This window comes from Corynebacterium aquatimens, assembly GCF_030408395.1.
Taxonomy (GTDB): Bacteria; Actinomycetota; Actinomycetes; order Mycobacteriales; family Mycobacteriaceae; genus Corynebacterium; species Corynebacterium aquatimens.
The window spans coordinates 2,247,032-2,267,254 of record NZ_CP046980.1 but is presented as its reverse complement, the minus strand read 5'-3'; the positions used below and the strand labels follow the sequence as shown (position 1 = coordinate 2,267,254).

Sequence of the window (20,223 nt, the reverse complement as noted above, 5' to 3'; positions counted from 1 at the left end):
GGGGATTTATTTCGGGGTGAACTCTGCCGGACACCAGGGTAAACACAGCGTGAAGTTACTAGCGTTGTCCAGCACTTTTGGGGCCGTGGCAATAGGCTTATGCGTGATTATCTGCACGTCACCGAAGGAACGCTATGAAACGCTCGAAGTCCCTGCTCTCCAGTGCCGCGGCCATTGCTATCGCTGCTGGTACGCTCACCGTGCCCACGGGCGCACCGCTCGCGACGGCGCAAGAAACCAACAGCGCTACCGCAGCCCAGCCTATTGCGGATAAGTACGACCCGAAGGCCAAGACGGACAAGCTGGTGTTCTACCGCGGGGTGGAAGAACCGCAGCGCGGGGACCTGCCGGACCCGAAGGACAGCGTGGTCTACCCGGACGCGCTGCCGGATGGAACGACGTTTGAGTGGAAGTACCCGGCGAACAAGGTGGGGGAGGACCTCGTTGGCACGATCGTGATCACGTACCCGGATTTCTCCACGGATGAGGTCACGCGCCCGGTCGCTGTTCGTATGAAGACGCAGGCGACGGAGAATGATCCGCAGCCGATCGTTGAGCCGCGTTTGAAGTACACGTTGGGCGACCCGTTCCCGGACCCCACCACGCGAATCAAGGACTTTGGCGATCTCCCCGAGGGCACCACCGCGCAGTGGACGTCGGAGGTGGGCAAGGTGGGGGAGAACCTCACCGGCATCATCACGGTGACGTACCCGGACGGTTCCACGGATCAGGTGCGCCTCCCGGTCGATGTGTCCGCAGCGTGGGCGCCGCGTGCGAAGGCCAACCCTACGGTCGTCGCAACTAACGCTGAAGTTGCGGACGCGGACGCGAAGAACCAGATCATCAACAACGCCGACGCGCCGGCAGGCACCACCTTCACCTGGGCAACCAAACCGGTAACCACCGCACCAGGCGACACCACCGGCATTGTCACGGTGAAAGCCCCCAACGTCGAGGCAGTGGATGTCACGGTCGCCTACACCGTCGCCGCCGACACCACCGCGTGGCGCCCGCAGGTCACGGAGGACATTCAGCAGGTCACGCAGGGCACGACGCTTAACGACGACGCTGCCAAGGCCCTCATCACCAACCTCACCGCGCAGAACGCCCCGGCAAAGACCAAGGTCGCGTGGAAGTCCACCCCGGACACCACCACACCCGGCATCACCACGGGCACGATCACCATCACCACCGGTGAAGGCGCAGCGCAGAAAACCTACGAGCGCACTGTCCGTTACATCGTCGCCCCCACGTTCACCCCACAGGCGAAGCAGGGCCTGAAGATCGAGATCGGCACGAAGCCGAACGCGGATGCTTCCCTTGCCATTGCCAACGTCGCGCAAGCTCCCTTCGGCACTACCTACGAGTGGAACAAGCAGCCAGACACCAGCAAGCTCGGCGTGACGCAGGCTGAGGTCAAGGTGACCGTCCCCGGTGAGGACCCGACAAACCTCACGGTCACCTTCGTGGCGGTGGACTATGACGTCACCACCACCTTCAACCCGGTGCGCACGGACCTCCCCGTGGAGGTTGCCCGTGGTACTGACACCACCGGCTGGGGCTCCAAGGAAGCCGCCTCCATGCTTCAGAACACGGTGGAGGCCCCGGCCGGAACCACCTTCGCGTGGGCCGTCAAGCCCGCCACCGATGAACTCGGTGTCCACCAAGGCACAGTAAAGGTCACTATTCCCGGCCACACTGCCAGCGAGGCACAGGTGATTGAGGTCCCGGTGGCCATTTCGGTCGTCGATAAGCCTTCTGCTCCTGCCACTGGCAACGTCGTCAAGGTCCTGGTCAAGAATGCCAACGGCACACCCAAGTTCACCGCGGGTCAGCCCGTGACCCTCACCCTCACGGTTGACGGCGTGGATGAGCAGCGCACTTACTACGCCGGCGCACGCGGCGAGGTCACCGTCATCGCGCCTGAGGGCAAGGACGTCAAGGTTGCCTACGGCCCAGCTGGTGAGGCCGTGGCCATCACCGTGACCAAGGCGGGCATCCCGGTCAACCCCAACCCGGTTGCTCTGCTGACCCTCATCGCCGGCATCGCGTTGGCCATCGGCAGCCAGATGCCCATCCCGGGCGTCAACGATGCGATCTCGGCCGTGCAGAAGCAGATGGGCATCTTCAACCCGCAGATCGCGGGCATGGTGGAATCTGCCATCCCATTCGTCGGCGCCATCGCGGGCCTGATCAGCGCCGCGCTGTCCCTCAATGAGATCTTTGGCACTAATAAGCTCATCACCAAAACCAAAGAGGGCGAGTCGATCGAAGTCACCGTGACCAAGCGCAAGTAGCACTCGCTTATCGACGAAGAAGCACCCCCACCGCCTTCCCTCCCACGAATGGGAGGAAAGCCGATGGGGGTGCTTTACGTTGCCAGGCCTACAGCGACCGCTGACCGGATTAACGGTTCAGACCCAGCAGCGATCGTGTCGTGGAACTACTTAGCAGCCTCAACGTTGATGTTGACCTTGATGTTCTTGACCTGTGGTGCGCCCTTGGCGTCCGTGTAGGTCACCTTGATTTCACCCGTCGTGCGGCCAGCCTTGCTGGTGTCCGGCTCCTTAGCCCACACAGCGTTAGCAGTACCGACAACGTTGTCCACGAAGTCCATCGCTAGAGGCTCGTCGCCGACCTTCACCTTCGGAGCCGCAATCTTCGCGGTCGGACCGAAGGTCTTCTCCAGTGCGTAGTCCTTGAAGATCGGGGATCCCTCAAGCGCACCGTTGAGAGCCACCAGCGCGGAGGTGATCGCACCGGTCAGACCCACGATGGATCCCAGCGGGGAAAGGACGTTGCCTGCTGCGGCGGCGATCTGCGGGTTGTAGATGCCGATCTTCTTCTGCAAGTCGACGTTCAGCTGCGCAACGGCCGGCGACTGGGCTGCAACCAGCAGACCAAGACCCAGGATGGCACCGATAGCGCCACCGATAACCTGGTTGTTCTTCAATGCATCGCCCTTCTTCAGCTCCGGCTTGGAGGACTGAGCCTGTGCACCTGCACCATTCTGGTCACTCGTACCAGCGGTAGTACCTGCACTGGAACCGCCCGTACCAGCCTCGCCTGTAGCAGTAATAGAAGAACCGGTGTTCTCCTCAGCGGACGACGGTGCAATACCAGCCGGCGCGAGAAGTGCAACAGCGGTGATACCTGCGATTGCGGTGCGGTAAGAGAAACGCTTAGCCATGGGAAGTGCCCTTTCTAGTGATACAAATTTTCCCTGGTGAGGGTGCCCCGTTCGGGTACCTACATGAACTATGTCGCGCCCCCATGCTCACTTGTTACGTACAGAAAGCCAGATATTTAACTTCTTTGTAACTTCAATGTAAATGCTTAGAAATATTTCAGCTTTACCACCCACGCCAGCACCGAATCGCCATCACACCAACCAGCGCTTCAACGACAAGCGCAGAGCCCCAGACATAGCGAAACCCCAGTCCAATCGGACCGGGGTTAAGCGTTATCTACTTACGTAGATGAAGAATCAGTGCGTGGCTGCGTGAGCCTTCACTACTTCTTCTTCGGCAGGCTGGAGGTAACGTTACCGTCCTTGTCCTTGACCTGAACGCTGGAGTTCTTTGCCTCGTCCAGCTTCTGGTCCTGGCCCTTCACAGCGAAGATGATACCGGTGATCAGGCCGAGCAGGCCGGTGAGGCCGCCGATGACCGGAACAACCTTGTCAGCCTGGGAAGCCAGTGCCGGGTTGAACAGGCCGATCTGCTGCTGCAGCTGGGTGTTGAACTCCTTCAGACCCGGGAACGGGATCTGGGAAGCGATCAGGCCGAGCAGGCTGATGCCGATCAGGATGTAGCCGACGGTCTTCGGAGCGTTCACAGCGAGGCTGCTCTGGCCGTTTGCGGTGCCGAAGTTAGCGGTAACCTCAGCGTAGTAGACGGTGCCGTCTTTAAGCTCGATCTTGACGATGCCCTTGGGGTCCTGCTCCGTAGGCTTCTTCGCCCAGGTAACCTTGGAGCCCTTCGGGGCGTCAACGAACTTGGACGCGTCAACCGTGACGCCAAGCACGCGGGCGTTCTTGGTCTTGATGCCAGCGGCTGCCAGCTGCTTAGCGGTCGAAAGCGTGACCTCATCAGTCGGGGCTGCGGAAGTAGACGTGGTTGTAGAGCCGGAAGGCTGAGGCTGACCGGACGTCTGCGAAGCTGCAGACTCACCGGACTTCGGGGTCTCGGATGCGCCGGACTTCGGGGTCTCGGATGCGCCGGACTTCGGGGTCTCGGATGCGCCGGACTTCGGGGTCTCGGATGCGCCGGACTTCGGGGTCTCGGATGCGCCGGACTTCGGGGTCTCGGATGCGCCGGACTTCGGGGTCTCGGATGCGCCGGACTGGGCGGAGGAAACCTGTGCGGACTCGGGGTTGCCGGTGCCGGTGTTGTCGTTGCCCTCTGCTGCCACCGCGTAGACAGACGGGGCGGCGATCGCCAGAGCGGCGATGCCAGCGATTGCGGTGCGGGAACCGTAGCGCTTTGCCATATTTTTAGCCTTTCTAAAATTTACGAAAATCCCTTCAAGGCATACCCCGTTGGGGCAACCTCGACTGTTATGTCGGGGACACGCTTGGCTATGTTACTACCACTTCAACGATTCGTCGATTTTTGTTACAAGTACTTCCAAAGATTTCAGGTGTTTCTTATATTTAGCGGTTCGGTAGAGAATATTCCGGGGGATCGTGCGAGTTAACCGGCTCTTCGTGATTGGGAGTGCGTTGGTCGTTTCTTGGGGTGCTGGGGTGTTGCACAAGATGTGGGGGTCCTTGCTGGGTTAAGGATTTAGGTGTTCAAGCCAATCCACAACCCAACAAGGACCCTGGTATGCAGCCTAGTTCCAACATCGTCGCCGACACCATTTGCCGCACCGCGGAGCTTGGGTTGGCGATCACCAATGCCGCGCACAACGACGAGTGCACCGTTATCGACTGTGAAACGCTCGACCCGATCAATGCCTGCCCGTCGTGTCAGCAACCGGGCTTGTTGCGCGATCACACCTACCGGCAACTGGTGGATCTGCCGGTGGTCGGGTTTCCCACCCGGCTGCGGGTGCGGGTGCCGCGGTATCTATGCAGCAACGATTCCTGCGCCCAGCAGATTTTCCGGGCTTCGCTTTCCTGCGCTGATGACCGCTCGAAGGTCACCCACCGGGTGGTGCGCTGGATCCTGCAGCGCTTAGCGATCGACCGGATGAGCGTTGCCGCCACCGCCAAAGCACTCGGGATTAGCTGGCAGCTGACATGCGATCTCGCATTGTCCATGGCCAGAGCCCTCGTCGCCGACCCCGACCACTTGGCCGGGGTGCGCGTCATCGGGGTTGACGAGCACAAGTGGGCCCACAACCGCAAGGCTGCCGGCGGCGGGTTCGTCACCGTGATCGTGGACATGACTTACCAGCACACCGGCCAACCGGCCAGGTTGCTTGATGTCATCCCGGGCAGAAGCGCCGAAGTGCTCACCCGCTGGATCAACCAACGTCCGAAAATCTTCCGCGACCAGGTGGAGGTGATCACCATGGACGGGTTTCAGGGTTACGCCACCGCAGCCGATGAAGCCCTGCCTCAGGCCAGGCGGGTGATGGACCCGTTTCACGTGGTGCGTCTTGCCGGCGACAAAGTCACCGCGTGTCGGCAGCGGCTGCAGCGTGAAACCTACGGCAGGCGCGGCAGAACCAACGACCCGTTATATAAAAACCGCCGCACCATGCTCACCCGCATCGATTTTTTAACCGGTGAGCAGCAGCACCGCCTGGATGTGTTGTTCAACTACGACGACGACTACGCCGTGCTGCAAGAAACGTGGCTGGTGTACCAGGAGATCATCGACTGCTACGAAGACCCGAACAAGACCCGCGCGAAAACGAAGATGCGCCGGTTGATCAACCGGCTGCGCGGGCTACGACAAGCCGGGCTTGATGAACTCGCCCAACTCGGTCGTACCCTGCACAAACGCCGCGCCGACATCCTCGCGTTCTTCGACATCGGCGCCTCCAACGGCCCGGTCGAAGCCATCAACGGCCGCCTCGAGCACCTCCGCGGCATCGCCCTCGGATTCCGCAACATCAACCACTACATCTTGCGGTGCCTAATCCACTCCGGAGGCCTCCAACCCAAGATCAACGCACTCTAAAACACGAAGAGCCAGTTAACCCGCCGTTCAACTAGCCGTTCAGAAACGCTCTTAGATGGGGAAAGGCGCTTACCGGCGAGGAGATTCGCCGATAAGCGCCTTGCGCTGTACGTTAGCTGTGAACTACTGCGTCTTCTTTACTGTGAATGTAATCTTCCCATCCTTAACGCCGAGAGCCACGGGAACAATGGCGCCGATGAGGCCCGCGATACCAGCGATCGCGCCGAAGATCGGCAGGCCGTTCTTTACCTCACTCGCTAGCTGCGGGTTGTAGATGCCCAGCTGGCGCTGAACGTTATCAATCGCCGCATTGATGCCCTGGATGTTGGTCTGGCTGCCGATGAGCACCGCCAGGCTTAGCAGCGCTCCAATCGTGGAGCCGATAATCACACCGCGGCCCTCCGCTGTTACAGACGAGCCCTTGTCGCCTGCGGGTTTCTGTGTGGTCTCGAAGGTTACGGTGACCGGCACCTCACTGATGACCGCGCCGTTCTTGTCCTTGACTACAACGATGTAGTTGCCGGACGTCGTTGGCGTGCCGTCCTTCCACTCAGCGCTTCCGCCGGCGGGGATGTTGTTCACGAAGTCAGCAGCCTTCGGCGTCGCTCCCGCAGCTACCTTCGCGGGAGCAGGCTTAGCAACGGGCTTTGCCCCGTCCGACTTGCCCGTGAACGTGACCTTCACGGGCACTTCGGTGGTTGTTCCGTCCTTAGTAATAAGGACAGTTGCGTCCACGGTCACCGGCGTAGTAGCGCCAGCCGGGGCCTTGGGGGCCTCGCCCTTCCACGTCACCTTCGCGCCAGCAGGCACATTATCAACGAAGTCTTCAGCGTTCGGGGTCTCCCCAGCTTGCACCGGTGCCGGGTTGGACTTCGCCTTCGGAGCCTCCGGGGTCGGGGTCGTGCCAGTGTTGCCGCCAGTGTTGCCGCCAGTTGTGCCGGTAGTCGGGGTTGTGTCGGTGGAAGTCGCCGAAGTGGTGGTTGTACCCGCGGTGGACGTTGCTGCGGTGGAGGTGGTCCCCGAGGTGGACGTTACTGTGGTCGGCGTCGCCGGGGTTGTGGCCGCCGTGGTCGAAGTCGCGGTTGAGGTAGCCGTGGTGGTCGTGGCTGCCGGGGTTGTGGCCGCCGTGGTCGTAGTCGCGGTTGAGGTAGCCGTGGTGGTCGTGGCTGCCGTGGTCGTGGCCGCCGTGGTCGTAGTCGCGGTTGAGGTAGCCGTGGTGGTCGTGGCTGCCGTGGTCGTGGCCGCCGTGGTCGTAGTCGCGGTCGACGTAACCGTGGTCGTCGTAGCTGGCTTGGTCTTGACCTCGAATGGGACGTTTACGGTGTCGGTGGAGCCATCGGGGTAGGTCACGGTGATCACGCCGATGGGGTTGGCGACGGTGGGTTGCGTAGTCCAGTCGTAAGTCGTGCCCTCCGGGAGCTTATCTGCATCGGCAACAAAGCCCTTCGCGTCGGCCAGGGTGTCGCCCTCGGTGATTTCCGGTGGTGTGTCCTGTGCTGCCGCTTGCGCGTTGTAAACGCCCGTCTGGGTGACGCGATCGGGCAGCTTAGGTGCTTCAACCTTGAACGCGGCGCCGTTCATCGGAACTAGGGTGTGAAAGTTATATTTGTACTTGTAGACCGCAAACTGGGGAACGTGAATGCCGGGGGCCTCCGGTACCTTAAACTTCGCTTCGAGGTCGTAGACGTAGTTGTTGAATGCGTCGTAACTCTTCGTTGATTGCATACCAACGTAACCAGGGTTAATCGTTGGGTACGTTGTTCCTTCCTTGGTCTCTCCCCAGTACGGGTAGTAGTACTTGTTTCCTAGCTGCCCGGCTACCGTGCCAGTATCGGTACCCCGTGATCCAACTGCCCAGCTGGTGTCTTCGTTGTTCCCGTTTAGTTTTCGAGCTGAATTGTCGACGTAGGTGGAGCCTACCGGCGGGTTGATTGCGACTTCGTAGAAGCGGCCGGACGCTGTATCCCAGCGCATGTTGCCGCGGACGGTGTAAGTGTCCCCAGCCTCGAGCACGGGAAGATCGGTCGGGGTTGTTGCTTTACCGTTGATGGTGAAGCCATGGTAGCTGTCGTATTCCGTGAGGTCGGCACCAGCGTTTGCCAGTCGGATTTCCGTCGGGTACGGAGTCTTAAAGTTCTTAATTCCGTCCTCGATTGGGTTGGAGCCGTCTGCGTCGATAAAGCGAGCGGTAAGCGTGTGATCGCCGTAGGACCTCGGCGTGATGGAAGGGGTCGCTTCGCCGGAGGCGCTCAGTTCGACCGGGTTGCCTTGCGCGACGTTATCGAGGTAGAGCTGAACCTTGCCGCCGGTAACGCCGGAGACCTTTACCGTGAAAGTTTCAGCGGTTGTAATGGTCACGTTGTCCGGTCCGGTCACAGTCACGGTACGGGTGTCGGCCGCGTTGGCGACGGCGGCGGAGAGCACAGTCTGGTTGGGCACGGTTAGGGGAGTGGCGGCGATAGCAATAGCGGTGAGCCCGGCGATCGCGGCGCGGAATGGGGAGCGCTTAGGCATGGGGTAAACCTCTTGAGAAGATGGGGTAATGGAGCTGGGTAAAGACAGAAATAGGCGTGGGGTAGGTCTATCCCACGCCACTATCACTCTATGTACCACTTTGTGAACGTGTGTTCAGGGCGTAAGCCATGTCAACGGGAAGAATTCCCGAAGGTGTTAGGTACTGATTAACTCCTGATCACGTTCCGTTCTTTTTCCGTTCTTATTCGGTTTTGATTCCGTTGCGGCCCTGTTCTTGTTCCGTCTCCATTTCGTTCTGAGAAATGGGAAACCTCCTGCGAGGTGCCGTCGATAAGCATGCGCAGGCGGTGAGCAAAGTGAGGTTTAGACCACCTTGTAGTCGAAGTTGATGTAGTCGCCCTCGACGGAGGTGATGATGGCCGACAGCGTGCGGTCCTCGCCGCGGCCAGCAGGGAAAGAGCAAAAGGACGCTTGACAACGATTCCTCGCCACAAAGCGTCCTTCCGGTTGTAGGTTCAGCAGCATGCTACCCCGGGGTGCCGGTTGCTCCCGGCCATGCGCCGCTGGGTGCTGCGCACACTGGGTTAGCTGCTCTTCTTATCGGTCGTGGGGGTGTTGGTGGTGTCCTTGCTGCTGTGCAGATTAGTTTCTTGTCCGTCCGGCGCAACGACGGTCAGCTTGATCGCGTTGGCGATTCCGATCAGGGCGGCCACGATGCCGGCGATTCCGGCGGTGGCGCCGAAGATCGGCAGACCGTTCTGGACGTCGCGGGCCAAGTTGGGGTTGTAAATGCCCAGCTGCTTCTGGACGTTGTCGATGGTGTCGTTGATGACCTGACGGTGGGTTTGGCTGCCCAGCAGGATCAGCAGGCCGAGCAGGCCACCGATAACACCACCGACGACGCCGCCGATGTTGACATCGGTCTTTACCGATGAGCCCTGTTTCGTGGGCGGAGTCGACGTCGTGGTGTCCGGCGTAACCGTGACAGTCTTCACCTCACCCGTCGGATTGCCGTCTTTATCGAGAACCTGGGCCGTAACCGTCGTCTTACCGGCTTCCGGCTTCACACCTGTCAGGGTTGCGGTGCCGTTTGCGTCGAGGTCGACGATCTTTGTGGCACCGTCCGGAAGCGTGACGCGGACCTTAGTGCCCGCGTTAGCGCCCTTGACCTTGATCGTGACGGTGTAGGTGCCCTCTGCGTTCTTCACTGCCGTGATCTCCGGGGTGAGCGTTGCGGCCGTCGAGGTCGTTGGCGACGTGGACGTGGTCGGCGACGTGGACGTGGTCGGCGAGGTGGACGTGGTCGGTGAGGTGGACGTGGTCGGCGAGGTGCTGGTCGTCGGTGCCGGCTTTGCGGTGACTGTGACCTTCAGCAGGGTTTCGGACTGCTTGTATGCGGCACCGTCGCGTGGAGTGAACACCGCGCGTAGGTCGTGCGTGCCTTCGGGCAGGTCGAGCGCTGTCTCCATAGCGCCGTTGTCCACACTGATCGCGTAGAGCGGCGTGCGATCCTGGAAGATCTCGATGGTGCCCGGCACCTTCTTGTCGGCTTCGACCTTGACCTTTGTGGGAGTGCCCGCCGTCGGGGTGCCCACGGTGGTGAAGGAGATCGACGTTGCCTCCGGCTCGGCGTCCTTCGCCAGCACGGTGACCTCGCCCTCGCCAGTAGATGGATCGAAGACAGAACCCGGTGCTGGGACAAAGTCCACGTTGACCTTACGGGTTGGGATCGGGGATTCGTACTGAATGCCCTTGATCACCGCGGTGCCGTTGATTACCTCGGCTTCGCGTTCGCGTCGCTGACCAGTATTCGGGTCGAGGTCCCAGAACACGACCTTGCCCTTGGCATTGGTCGGCGTAACGCGCGCGGTGAGGTCGCCCGGGACACCGGCCTCGAAGGTCTGGCCCTCGGTGACGGTGACGGTCGTGGCGACGTTCTTCGCGGTGATGCTGACCGGAGCAGACGTGCCGCCGTTGTAGACCGAGTTCTCTGCCGGGACGAATCGGGCCACGACGGTGGTGGTGCCTGCCTTCGGGGTGACGGTGCCGGTGGCGCGGCCGTTTTCGACCGTGGCGCTACCAAGCTTGTTGCCCTTGTCGTCGTAGAACTCGACCGTGCCCTCGGCCAGCTGCGGGCTGACCGTAGCCGTGAGCTTGACTGGCTCGCCGGCGTTGACCTCCTCAGACGGGCCTGCCAGGGTGACCTTCGCGTCCTCCTTCATCATGGCCTTAATCGGCGTGGACTTGGAGCCCTCAAGGTTTGCGTTGGCCGCCGGGGTGAAGACCGCGACGACGTCGCGCTTACCCGGGATGACGAAGGCGTACTCGACGGAGGCCGTGCCGTCGTTGTCGACGGTGGCTTCACCCATCTTGTAGTCGTTGCTGTAGAACTCCACCGTGCCGCCGGTGACCGGGTTGCCATCAGAATCCGTGACGGTGGCGGTGTACTTCTTCTTAGGCTCGCCGACGTTACCGGTGGCCGGGCCCTCGATGGTGGTCTTGGTGGCCTTAACTGCCGGCGGGGTAGCGGTGACGGTCAGTTTGTGGGCTGCGTCAGCTGCGGTAGCCGAGGCGTTGAACGCAGCGCGGTCGTTCGGGATGAACTCGGCGCGGATCGTGTGCTCGCCCGGTGCGAAGATTTGCTTCAGTTCGGCGGTGCCGTTCGTGACGTCGACAAGCGCGATTTCGCGGTCGCCGTCGAGGAAGCGGACCTTTCCTTCCGCGTTGTCCGGAGTGACCTTTGCCGTTATGGTGGCCTCTTCGCCCTCGTTCTTCGCGGTGTCGCCTGACAGTTTCACCGTGGTGTTCTCGGCTGCCTTGACCACCTTGACCGTGCCGGTCGCCTTGTTGCCGTTGAGGACATCGCCCTCCGGGGTGAAGACGACCGTGATGGTCTGAGCGTCAGCGGCGTCGTTAAGCGTTGCGTTGATCGAGGCGATGCCGTTGTCATCGACCTGTGCCTCGCCGAGCTTGTCAGCGTCGGAGGTGGAGTCGCCCTTGAAGAAAGCGACCGTGCCCTTGGCGTTGGTCGGCGTGACGCGGGCGGTGAGCATGCCCTCCTGGCCGGTGGTGAAGGACTGGCCGTCGGTGAGCTTCACCGTGGAGTTCTGCTTCTGGCCAGTGACCGTGACCTCGTTGGTGCTCTTCGACGCGTTGTAGGAGGCCTGCGACGGTGCGAAGCGCGCCTCGAACTTACGCGGCGTGGTGTCCTGCGGGGTGTAGCGGTAAGTGGCCTTGCTGTTGGCAACCTTGACGTCGCCGCCGAGTTGCGTCGGGTTCGCAGCGTCGGTGACATCCCAGAACGTGACGTTGCCGACTGCCATGTTCGGGTTGACGGTCGCCGTCAGGGTAACCGGGGTGCCGATAGTCGGGTTCGCGTCGGACACAGCCAGCGTCGTCGTGCTGTCCGCCTTGATCAGGATCTTGGCGTCCGCAGCACGCGACGGCAGGTAGGTGGTGGTGCCACCGTCTGCCGGGACGTACTCGACCGTGACTGTCTGGGTGCCGCCGAGGGTGAAGGTGTGCGTGGTCTCCGCCACGCCGTTTTGGACATTGGCTTCCTTCACGGTGTTGCCGTGGCGGAAGACGACCTTGCCGGAGTTGACCTTCTCGTCGCTGCCCTGCGGCTTCACCTCAGCCTTGAGGGAGACAGGTTCACCCTTCTTGCCTTCGGTGGCACCGGTGTAGGTGGTCGTGGTCTCAAACTGGTTCGCGCTGACGGTGAGCTTGTGGGCTGCGTCGTCCGCGGTCTGGGACTCGTTGAACTCCGTCGCATCAGCCGGGGTGAACTCAGCGCGGATGGTGTGCTCGCCGACCGGGAGCTTGACGTTCAGCGTCGCCTTGCCGTCGTTGCCCACCTGCTCGGTGCCGAGCAGCGAGTTGCCCTCGTAGAAGCGGACGGTGCCCTTCGGCGTTTCGGTCGGCGCGGTGGTGTTGGCGACCGTTGCGGTGATCGTGGCGGTCTGATCTGCCTTGACGGCATTGTCACCGCCAAGGGCGATGGTGGTGTCGGCCGCGACCTTCTTCGCCACGACGTCGATCTCGCCGGTGCCCTCGTTGGCGGCAAAGTTCGGGTTGGTCGGGGTGAACCTGACCGTGATGGTCTTGTTCTCGGCGGCGGAGTTGAAGGTGACGGAATCGAGCGTTGCCGTGCCGTTGGTCACGGTGGCCGTGCCCAGGGACGTGGAGCCGTCGAGGAACTCGACCGTGCCCTCAGCGTTGTTCGGGGTCACGCGCGCGGTCAGGGTGCCGGGCTCGTCGACGGTGAAGGTCGTGTTGCCCTCCAGTGCGACGGTGGTGCCCACAGCCTTCGGGGAGATGGTGAGCTTGTTGCTTGTCGACGCCAACGTGCCCGCCGTCCGCGGCGAGAAGCGTGCCTCGACATCGATCGGGGTGGTGTTGGTCGTAGCGAGCGTGTAAGTCGCGCGGCCGTCGGTGACGGTGCCTTCGCCGAGCTTCACGTTCTTGCCGCCGGTGACGTCGTAGAAATCGACCGTGCCGGTGGCGTTGTTCGGGCTGACGTTTGCGGTCAGGGTGACCGGGGATCCCACCGTCGGTGCCGTGTTGGACGCGCTCAGCGTGGTGGTGGACGTGGCCTTGATCAGGATGTTGGCCGGGGTGTTCATCTCGGAAGCCAGGAACTTCGAGTTGTCTGCCGGGACGAACTCCAGGGTGAGCTTCTCAACTTTGGCCTCGGTGAAGGTCTTGTCGAAGGTTGCTTCACCGTTCCGCACCGGTTGCGGCTGACCGATCTGCTGGCCATCCAGCTTGAAGATGACGGTACCGCTGTTGATGACCTCGTTGCCGGTCTGCGGGGCGACCTTGGCCTTCATCCACAGCTTCACACCCTGGGTGCCCTCAGTCGGGCCCGAGTAGGTGATGGTGGTGTCGACCTTCGCCTCAGCCACGTTGATGACGTGGTTGTCGGTGGTCTGCGATGCGTTGTAGTCCGCCGTGTTGGCCGGCAGGAACTCAGCGCGAATCTGGTGCTCGCCAGCGATGAAGGAGCGCGTCAACTCTGCCTTGCCGTTTGCGACATCGACGGTGGCCAGCTCGTTGTTGCCCTCAAAGAAGCGAATCTTTCCGTCCGCAGAGGTCGGCGAGATCTCTGCGACGATGGTGACCTCTTCACCGTCGGTGGCGGTTGCCGGGCCGGTGAGCTTCACCGTGGTGTTCTCGGCGGCCTTGACCACCGTGACGGTGCCCTCGCTCTCCTTCGGTGCGAAGTTCGAACCCTCAGCCGGGGTGAACTTGACCGTGATGTTCTTGGACTCGGCCGGGGTGGTGAAGGTGATGTCGTTCTTGGTGGCAACACCGTTTACGACATCAGCAGTGCCCAGGGACGTGTTGGTGTCCGCGTCGATGAACTCGACCGTGCCGGCGGCGTTGTTCGGGCTCACCGTGGCGGTGAGGGTGCCCGGCTGTCCAGCGGTGAAGGTCTGGCCGTCGACAAGCTTGAGCGTAGCGCTCAGTGCCTGCGGGGTGACGGTCGTGGCAGGCGTGCTCTTCGACGGTGCGTATGCATTCGCGTTCGTGCCAGTCGGTGTGAAGCGTGCTTCGATCTTCTTCTCGCCGAGTGTCTTCGGGGTGTACTGCGCGGTGGCCTTGCCCCTGTTGACGGTGACGGTGTTACCGATCTTCTGCGCGTTCTCCGGATCGGTGACGTCGAAGAACTCGACGGAACCCGGAACACCGGAGGTGACCGTCGCGGTGAGGAAGACCGGGGAGCCGACAGCCGGGGTGGCGTTGGAGACGGTCAGCGTGGTCGTGGTCTCGTTGGCCTTGATCTCGAAGTTCGTCGTTGCCGGGCCGGACGCGTTGAAGCGGGAGTTCGTGGCCGGGATGTACTCGACCTTGAGATCGTGGTTTCCGGGCTCGCCGAAGGTCTTATCGAAGACCGAGATGCCCTCGCTGTTCAGCCTCTGCGGCTCGCCGATCTGCTGGCCGTCGAGGATGAAGCGGACGGTGCCCTCGGTAACCGGGTTGCCCTGGGCGTCGGTGACCTTAGCGCGCATGTAGCTCTTCTGGCCGGCCGGATTGGTCTCGGTCTGTAGGGCCTCGATGGTGGTGTCGACCTTGGCCTGCTCGACCGTGAGCGTGTGTGCGTTCTCGGTCTCAGAGGCGGTGAAGTCGGTCGCGTCGGTCGGGGTGAACTTCGCGGTGATGGTGTGGGTGCCCTCCGCGAACTTCTGGGTGAGCGTGGCCTGGCCGTTGGTCACGTCCTTCGCGTCACCGAGCGGGGTGCCGTTGTTGTAGAACTGCACCGTACCGGCAGCGTTGATCGGGGAGACCTTTGCGGTGATGGTGACGTCGTCGTCGGTGTTGGAGGTCGCCGGGCCGGACAGCTCGATGGAGGTCTGCGCCGCAACCTTCAGCTCGTTGACGGTGACGGTACCGGTGTTCTCCGACTTCGCGTAGTTGGAGCCCGCGGCCGGGGTGAATACCACGCGGACGGTCTGCTCGCCGGCGTTCGGGAACGTCGCGTTCGGGACAGTGGCCAGGCCGTTGTTCACGTCGGCCGTGCCCAGGGAGTCGTTGCCGAGGAAGAACTCGACTGAGCCTGCGGCGTCGGCAGGCGTGACGCGCGCGGTCAGCGGGCCGTCCTCGGTTGCGGTGAAGGTCTGGTTCGGCTCGAGGGCGACCGTGGACTTCGCCGTCACGTTGAAGCTGTGGTCGTCGGTGGTCTGCGACGGGAGGAACTCCGCCGCGTTCGCCGGGACGAACTCAGCGCGGACGGTGTGCTGGCCCGGAGCGAACTCGCGGGTGAGCTCAGCCTTGCCGCTGGCCACATCGACGGTGGCTAAGGTGTTGTTGCCTTCGATGAAGCGGACCTGGCCAGCAGCGGCTGGGTCGACGGTCGCGGTGAGGGTGACCTGCTCGCCCTCAGTCGCGGTTGCCGGGCCGGTGAGGTTCAGCGCGGTCTGAACCGGCGCCGGGTTGACCTTGACGGTGCCCGTGGTGTTCTGCGAAGGCTTGTAGTTGGCGTTGTCCGGAGTGAAGCGGACGGTCACCACCGGGGTGCCAGCCTGGTTGAAGGTGGCGTCGGCAAGCGTCGCGGTACCGTCTTGGACCGTAGCCTCACCGATCTTGTCATTCTCAGCGACGCTGTTGCCGCGGAAGAACTCGACCGTGCCGCCTTGGTTGGACGGGGTGACGCGCGCGGAGAGCGGACCAGCCTCACCGGCGGTGAAGGTCTGGTTGGCGTTGAGTTCCACGGACGTGCTGATGGCCTGCGGGGTGATCCCCAACTCGGTGCTCTTGGAACCGGTGTAGACGTTCTCGCCCGGGGTGAAGCGTGCCTCGATCTTCTTCGGGGTGATGCTGTCCGGGGTGTAGGACATGGACGCACGGCCGCCCGAGACATTCTGGGTCTCGCCGATCTTGACCTCATTTGCCGGGTCGGTGACGTCGAAGAACTCGACGGTGCCGCCCACAGTCGACGGGCTAACGTTCGCGGTCAGCGTGACCGGAGTTCCCACGGCCGGCGACGTGTTGTTTGCGCTGAGCTTCGTGGTGGTCGTGCCCTGGATGAGGATTTCCACGTTCTCAGCAGTCTTGGAACCCTTGTACTGGGAGCCTGCAACCGGGAGGTACTCAAGGGTGAGGTTTTCCACGCGCGCCAGGGTGAAGGTCTTGTCAAACACGAACTTGCCGGCGTACTCGCCCGTGGTCTTCGCTGCCTGCGGCTCGCCGATCTGCTTGCCGTCCAGCATGAAGCGGACCTTGCCCTCGGTGATCGGGTTGCCTTCGGCGTCCTTGACTTCTGCGAGCATGTAGAGCTTCGTGCCAGCCGGGCTGGTCTTCGGGCCGACGTAGGCCACGGTGGTGTCCACCATCTGGCGCTCAACGTTGACGGTGTGGAATGCCGGGGCGGAGCGGTTGAGGTTTGCCTCCGGTGCCGGGATGAACTCCGCGCCCACGACGTGGTTGCCTGCGGTATCGAAGGTGTGCTTCAGCTCCGCCTTGCCGTTGGTGACGTCAACGGTGTCCAGGGTGTTCTCACCCTCGAAGAAGCGCACCTGGCCGCCGGTGCCTGCCGGGCCCGGCGTAGCGGTGAGGGTGACCTCGTCGCCCGCGGTGGCGGTTGCCGGGCCGGTGAGGGAGACAGTCGATGCGCCCGCTGGGTCCTTGACGGTCACGGTGCCGGTTGCGTCCGGTGCAGCGTAGGTGCTGCCCTGTGCCGGGACGTACTTAACCGTGATGGTCTTGTCCCCAGCGGTGTCGAAGGTGACGTTGCCAAGCGTGGCAATGCCGTCTTCGATCGGTGCCTTGCCCAGCGAGTTATCGCCGTCGAAGAACTCGATCTCGCCCGGCGCGTTGTTCGGGATGATGCGCGCGGTGAGCGAACCGGCTTGGTTGGTCGTGAACGCCGGGGCGTCGACAAGGCTCAGGGATGCTGCGTTGGCAGTGACGTTGAGGTCCGCGGTCGCTTCGGAGCCGCTCACGTACTCGCCGGACGGCACGAAACGCGCGATGACCTTCTTCTGGCCCGGCGTGGCCGGGGTGTAGTTAGTGGACGCGGTGTAGGTGGTGTTCCAGAAGTTGCCGCCCTTGACCGGGGCGACCTCGGCGATCTGGGTCTCGTTACCATCGGCGTCGACCTCGATGAAGTGGACCTTGCCCGGGGTCTCCTTCGGGTCGATGGTGGCGGTCAGCGTGACCGGCGTGCCCACGCGCGGGCTGGTGCTGCTTGCCCGCAGCGAAGTGGTCGTCGCGGACTTTGTGGTCAGCGTGATCTCCTCGGACTTCGACCCCTCAAGGTTCGAGGTGACCGCCGGCACGTACTCCATGACGAGCTTGCTTAGGCCTTCGGTGCCGAAGGTCTTGTCGTAGACAGCCCTGCCGTTGCTCACCGGGATCAGCTCGTTGAGCGCCGTGCCGTCGAGGATGAAGCGGACCCAACCACCGTTGACTGGGTTGCCGTCGGCGTCGTTGACCAGGGCGACCATGTCATTCTTGGTGCCGCGGACGAATTCCTTTTTCGCCTCAGGGTCCCAAGTGGTCGCGGTGCTCACGGCCGCGCTCGCGACTGTGAAGGCGAGGTCATCGCTTGTCGACGACCTGTAGGCCGCAGCGTCGTTCGGCACGAACTCAGCGCGGACCTTGTGGCTGCCCGCGGCGAACTCACGGTTCAGGGTTGCGGTGCCGTCCGTGACATCCACGACGCCGAGCTCGGTGTCGCCCTCGAGGAAGCGGACCTTGCCCTCTGCCGCGGAAGGAGTGACGGTCGCGGTGATCGGGGCAATCTCACCTGCCGGAACAGTGGGGTTACCGGTCAGCGTCACTGTGGTGTCCTCGGCAGCCTTGGTCACTTCGACCGTGCCAGAGCCGGTGTTCTCAGCGAAGTTGGAGTTCTCCGCCGGAACGAACGTCACGGTGACGGTCGGGGTGCCAGCCTCACCGAAGGTCGCGTTCGGCAGGATAGCCACACCGTTTTCCACGGTCGCTTCGCCGAGGGTGGTCGTTCCCTCGGTGAACACGACCTTGCCCTGCGCGTTGTTCGGGCTCACGGTTGCGGTCAACGGACCAGCTTGGCCCGTCGTAAAGCTTTGGCCCGCATTGAGCGACACCGTGGTTTCGTACTTCTTCGCGGTGACCGTGAGCTCATTGCTTGTCGACGGCTGGTTGTTGCCGTCCTCGGGCACAAAGCGTGCCTCGAGCTTCTTCGCGCCCGTGGTGGTGGGGGTGTAGGAGTAGGTGGCCGTGCCGTTGTTGACTTGGCTCTCGCCGAGCTTCTCGTTGGTGTCCTTATCCCAGAACTCGACCTTGCCGGGGGCCAGCTGCGGAGTAACCGTAGCGGTGAGGGTGACCGGGGTGTTCACGGTCGGATTCTCGTTTGACGCGGTGAGCGTCGTGGTGGTCTCGGAGGAGATGGCAACGTTGGCGGCCGCGGACTGAGATCCCTTGAGGTTGGAATCGTTTGCCGGGACGAACTCCGCGGTGACGTTGTGGGTGCCGCCGTTCTTGAACTGGTAGGTCGTCTCCGCGACGCCATCCTTGACGGCGACGTTCTCGGCGAGGACTGTGGTGCCGCTGCGGAAGGTCACGGTGCCGTTGGTGACCTTCTCCGGGGAACCCTGTGACGCGACCGGATCGACCGTCGCGCGCAGCGTCACGTCTTGGTTCTGCGCGCCCTGTGTGTCACCGGTGTAGGTGGTCGTGGTGTTGAACTCGCTGGCGTTGACCGTCAGCGTGTGGACATCAGTCGTCTTCGAGGAGTTGTACTGGCCTGCATCCGTCGGGGTGAAGTCCGCGCGGATCTCGTAGACACCCGGCTCGAATGTGCGGTCCAGCACGGCCTTGCCTTCTTTGACCTCAACCGGTTGAGTGGTCAGCGGGGTGTTGTCTGCGCCATAGAAGCGAACGGTTCCGGCCGCACCAGCCGGGGCGACGGTCGCGGTGATCTGAGCGTTCTCTTTATCGGTCTTGACCGTATCGCCGGACAGCGTGATGGCGGTGTCGGTCGCTACCGGCCCGGTTGGCGGGATGGGGTCTGGGATCCTCTGTGCTGGCACGCGGAAGGCGGCCTCGTCCATGCGCTCAAGGACGTGGGTGTCGCTGTTGTACTTGTAAGAGGCGTACTGGGGAACGTAGACACCGGGGGTGGTCGGCGCGACGAAGGTCGCCTCCATGTCGTAGATGGTGCCGTTACCCGCGAAGTAGCTGTTCTCGCTCTGCCCGCCAGCGTAACCCGGGTTGACCTTCGGGTAAGAACCAGTACCGAACATCGGGTTCTTGATTCCGCTCCACGGCGCAGGGGACTTAGTCACTGTCTTGCCATCGGCCGTACCAAAAGTGGTTTCGCCGAATGACCCGTTGTGGCGCTTAATCGATCCCCGCACGTAGTCCGAACCAGCTGGCGGGTTGAAACCTGTCTCAAAAATACGCGAAGTTCCGAACCGGACTACCACCCTCATGGCGCCACGCAAGGTGTACTCCGTGCCCGCCTCAATGATGACCGGGTTGTTCAAGCTGGATACTGCGAGGTCTCCTCCAGCGGGGCCGACCTTGAAGCCCGAGTAGGTATCCGAATCTGCACCGACGTTGTCCTTCTTCTTCATATCCACCGGCGTGGTGAAGGTCGCGGTGCCATCCGGGTTCGGGTTGAAGCCTCGTGCGTCGATGTAGCGCGCGGTCACCGTGTGGGGTGCGCCAGTGGTGGCGTAGGTGGTCGGAGTGATGGACTTGGTGGCTTTACCGTCCGCTCCGACTTTTGCTACGCCCTCGACCGCAACACCGTCGAGGTAGAACTGCACGTTACCGGTCGCGGCGTTGGGAACCGTGGCGGTGAAATCACCGGCGGTGTTGATCGCGATGTCGGCAGGACCCTCGACTTTTACCTCTTGGGCCATTGCCTGGGCGACGGCGGACGCCAGGAAGGAGTCGCTCACAGGGGCGATTACGGGGGCGGAAACGGCCAGGATGGTCAGGCCGGCCAGGGCAGTACGGATGGGGAAACGCTTAGCCATTGGGGCACCTCTTGTTCGGCGGTGTTGCCCGCTGTCCACTCATTTGAAATCTTGACTTTGAGCGCAGGCAGACACCAGGTTTTAGACAGGGTTGCCCAAAAGCGTAACCGTTATCTTCCTGTTACGCATCGAAAATTATTTCCGTG

General features: G+C 62.4%; 7 protein-coding genes. 2 read left to right on the top strand and 5 right to left on the bottom strand.

Features of this window, described 5'->3' with window-relative positions:
- The first annotated feature begins 134 nt into the window (after positions 1–134).
- Positions 135–2,297, top strand: a complete 2,163-nt coding sequence (locus CAQUA_RS10135; protein WP_196825229.1) for a Rib/alpha-like domain-containing protein — start codon at positions 135–137, stop codon at positions 2,295–2,297.
- 146 nt (positions 2,298–2,443) lie between these two features.
- Here the strand turns inward: CAQUA_RS10135 and CAQUA_RS10130 are convergent, their stop codons facing one another.
- Both CAQUA_RS10130 and CAQUA_RS10125 read right to left on the bottom strand, forming a co-directional pair.
- On the bottom strand, positions 2,444–3,190 hold the full coding sequence (locus CAQUA_RS10130) for a Rib/alpha-like domain-containing protein (RefSeq protein ID WP_196825230.1): 747 nt from the start codon (positions 3,188–3,190) through the stop codon (positions 2,444–2,446).
- A gap of 323 nt (positions 3,191–3,513) precedes the next feature.
- Positions 3,514–4,491, bottom strand: coding sequence for a hypothetical protein (locus CAQUA_RS10125; RefSeq protein WP_196825231.1), 978 nt, complete (start codon positions 4,489–4,491; stop codon positions 3,514–3,516).
- 338 nt (positions 4,492–4,829) lie between these two features.
- Here CAQUA_RS10125 and CAQUA_RS10120 point away from each other — a divergent pair, with 338 nt between their 5' ends.
- Entirely contained in the window at positions 4,830–6,134 is a 1,305-nt protein-coding gene (locus tag CAQUA_RS10120; RefSeq protein ID WP_196823808.1) for an ISL3 family transposase, read from the top strand.
- Between the two features lie 123 nt (positions 6,135–6,257).
- On the opposite strand, the gene CAQUA_RS10115 is transcribed toward CAQUA_RS10120, so the two are convergent.
- The 3 genes from CAQUA_RS10115 to CAQUA_RS10105 form a co-directional block, all read right to left on the bottom strand.
- Positions 6,258–8,648 (bottom strand): Rib/alpha-like domain-containing protein, encoded by a 2,391-nt coding sequence (locus tag CAQUA_RS10115; RefSeq protein WP_196825232.1) that lies wholly within the window; start codon positions 8,646–8,648, stop codon positions 6,258–6,260.
- Positions 8,649–8,972: 324 nt separating this feature from the next.
- A complete protein-coding gene (locus CAQUA_RS10110) occupies positions 8,973–9,101 on the bottom strand; it encodes a hypothetical protein (RefSeq protein ID WP_269208582.1) in 129 nt (42 codons plus the stop codon).
- Positions 9,102–9,193: 92 nt separating this feature from the next.
- Positions 9,194–20,077: an Ig-like domain-containing protein gene (locus tag CAQUA_RS10105; RefSeq protein ID WP_196825233.1), complete on the bottom strand. Its 10,884-nt coding sequence runs from the start codon at positions 20,075–20,077 to the stop codon at positions 9,194–9,196.
- Between the last annotated feature and the right edge of the window lie 146 nt (positions 20,078–20,223).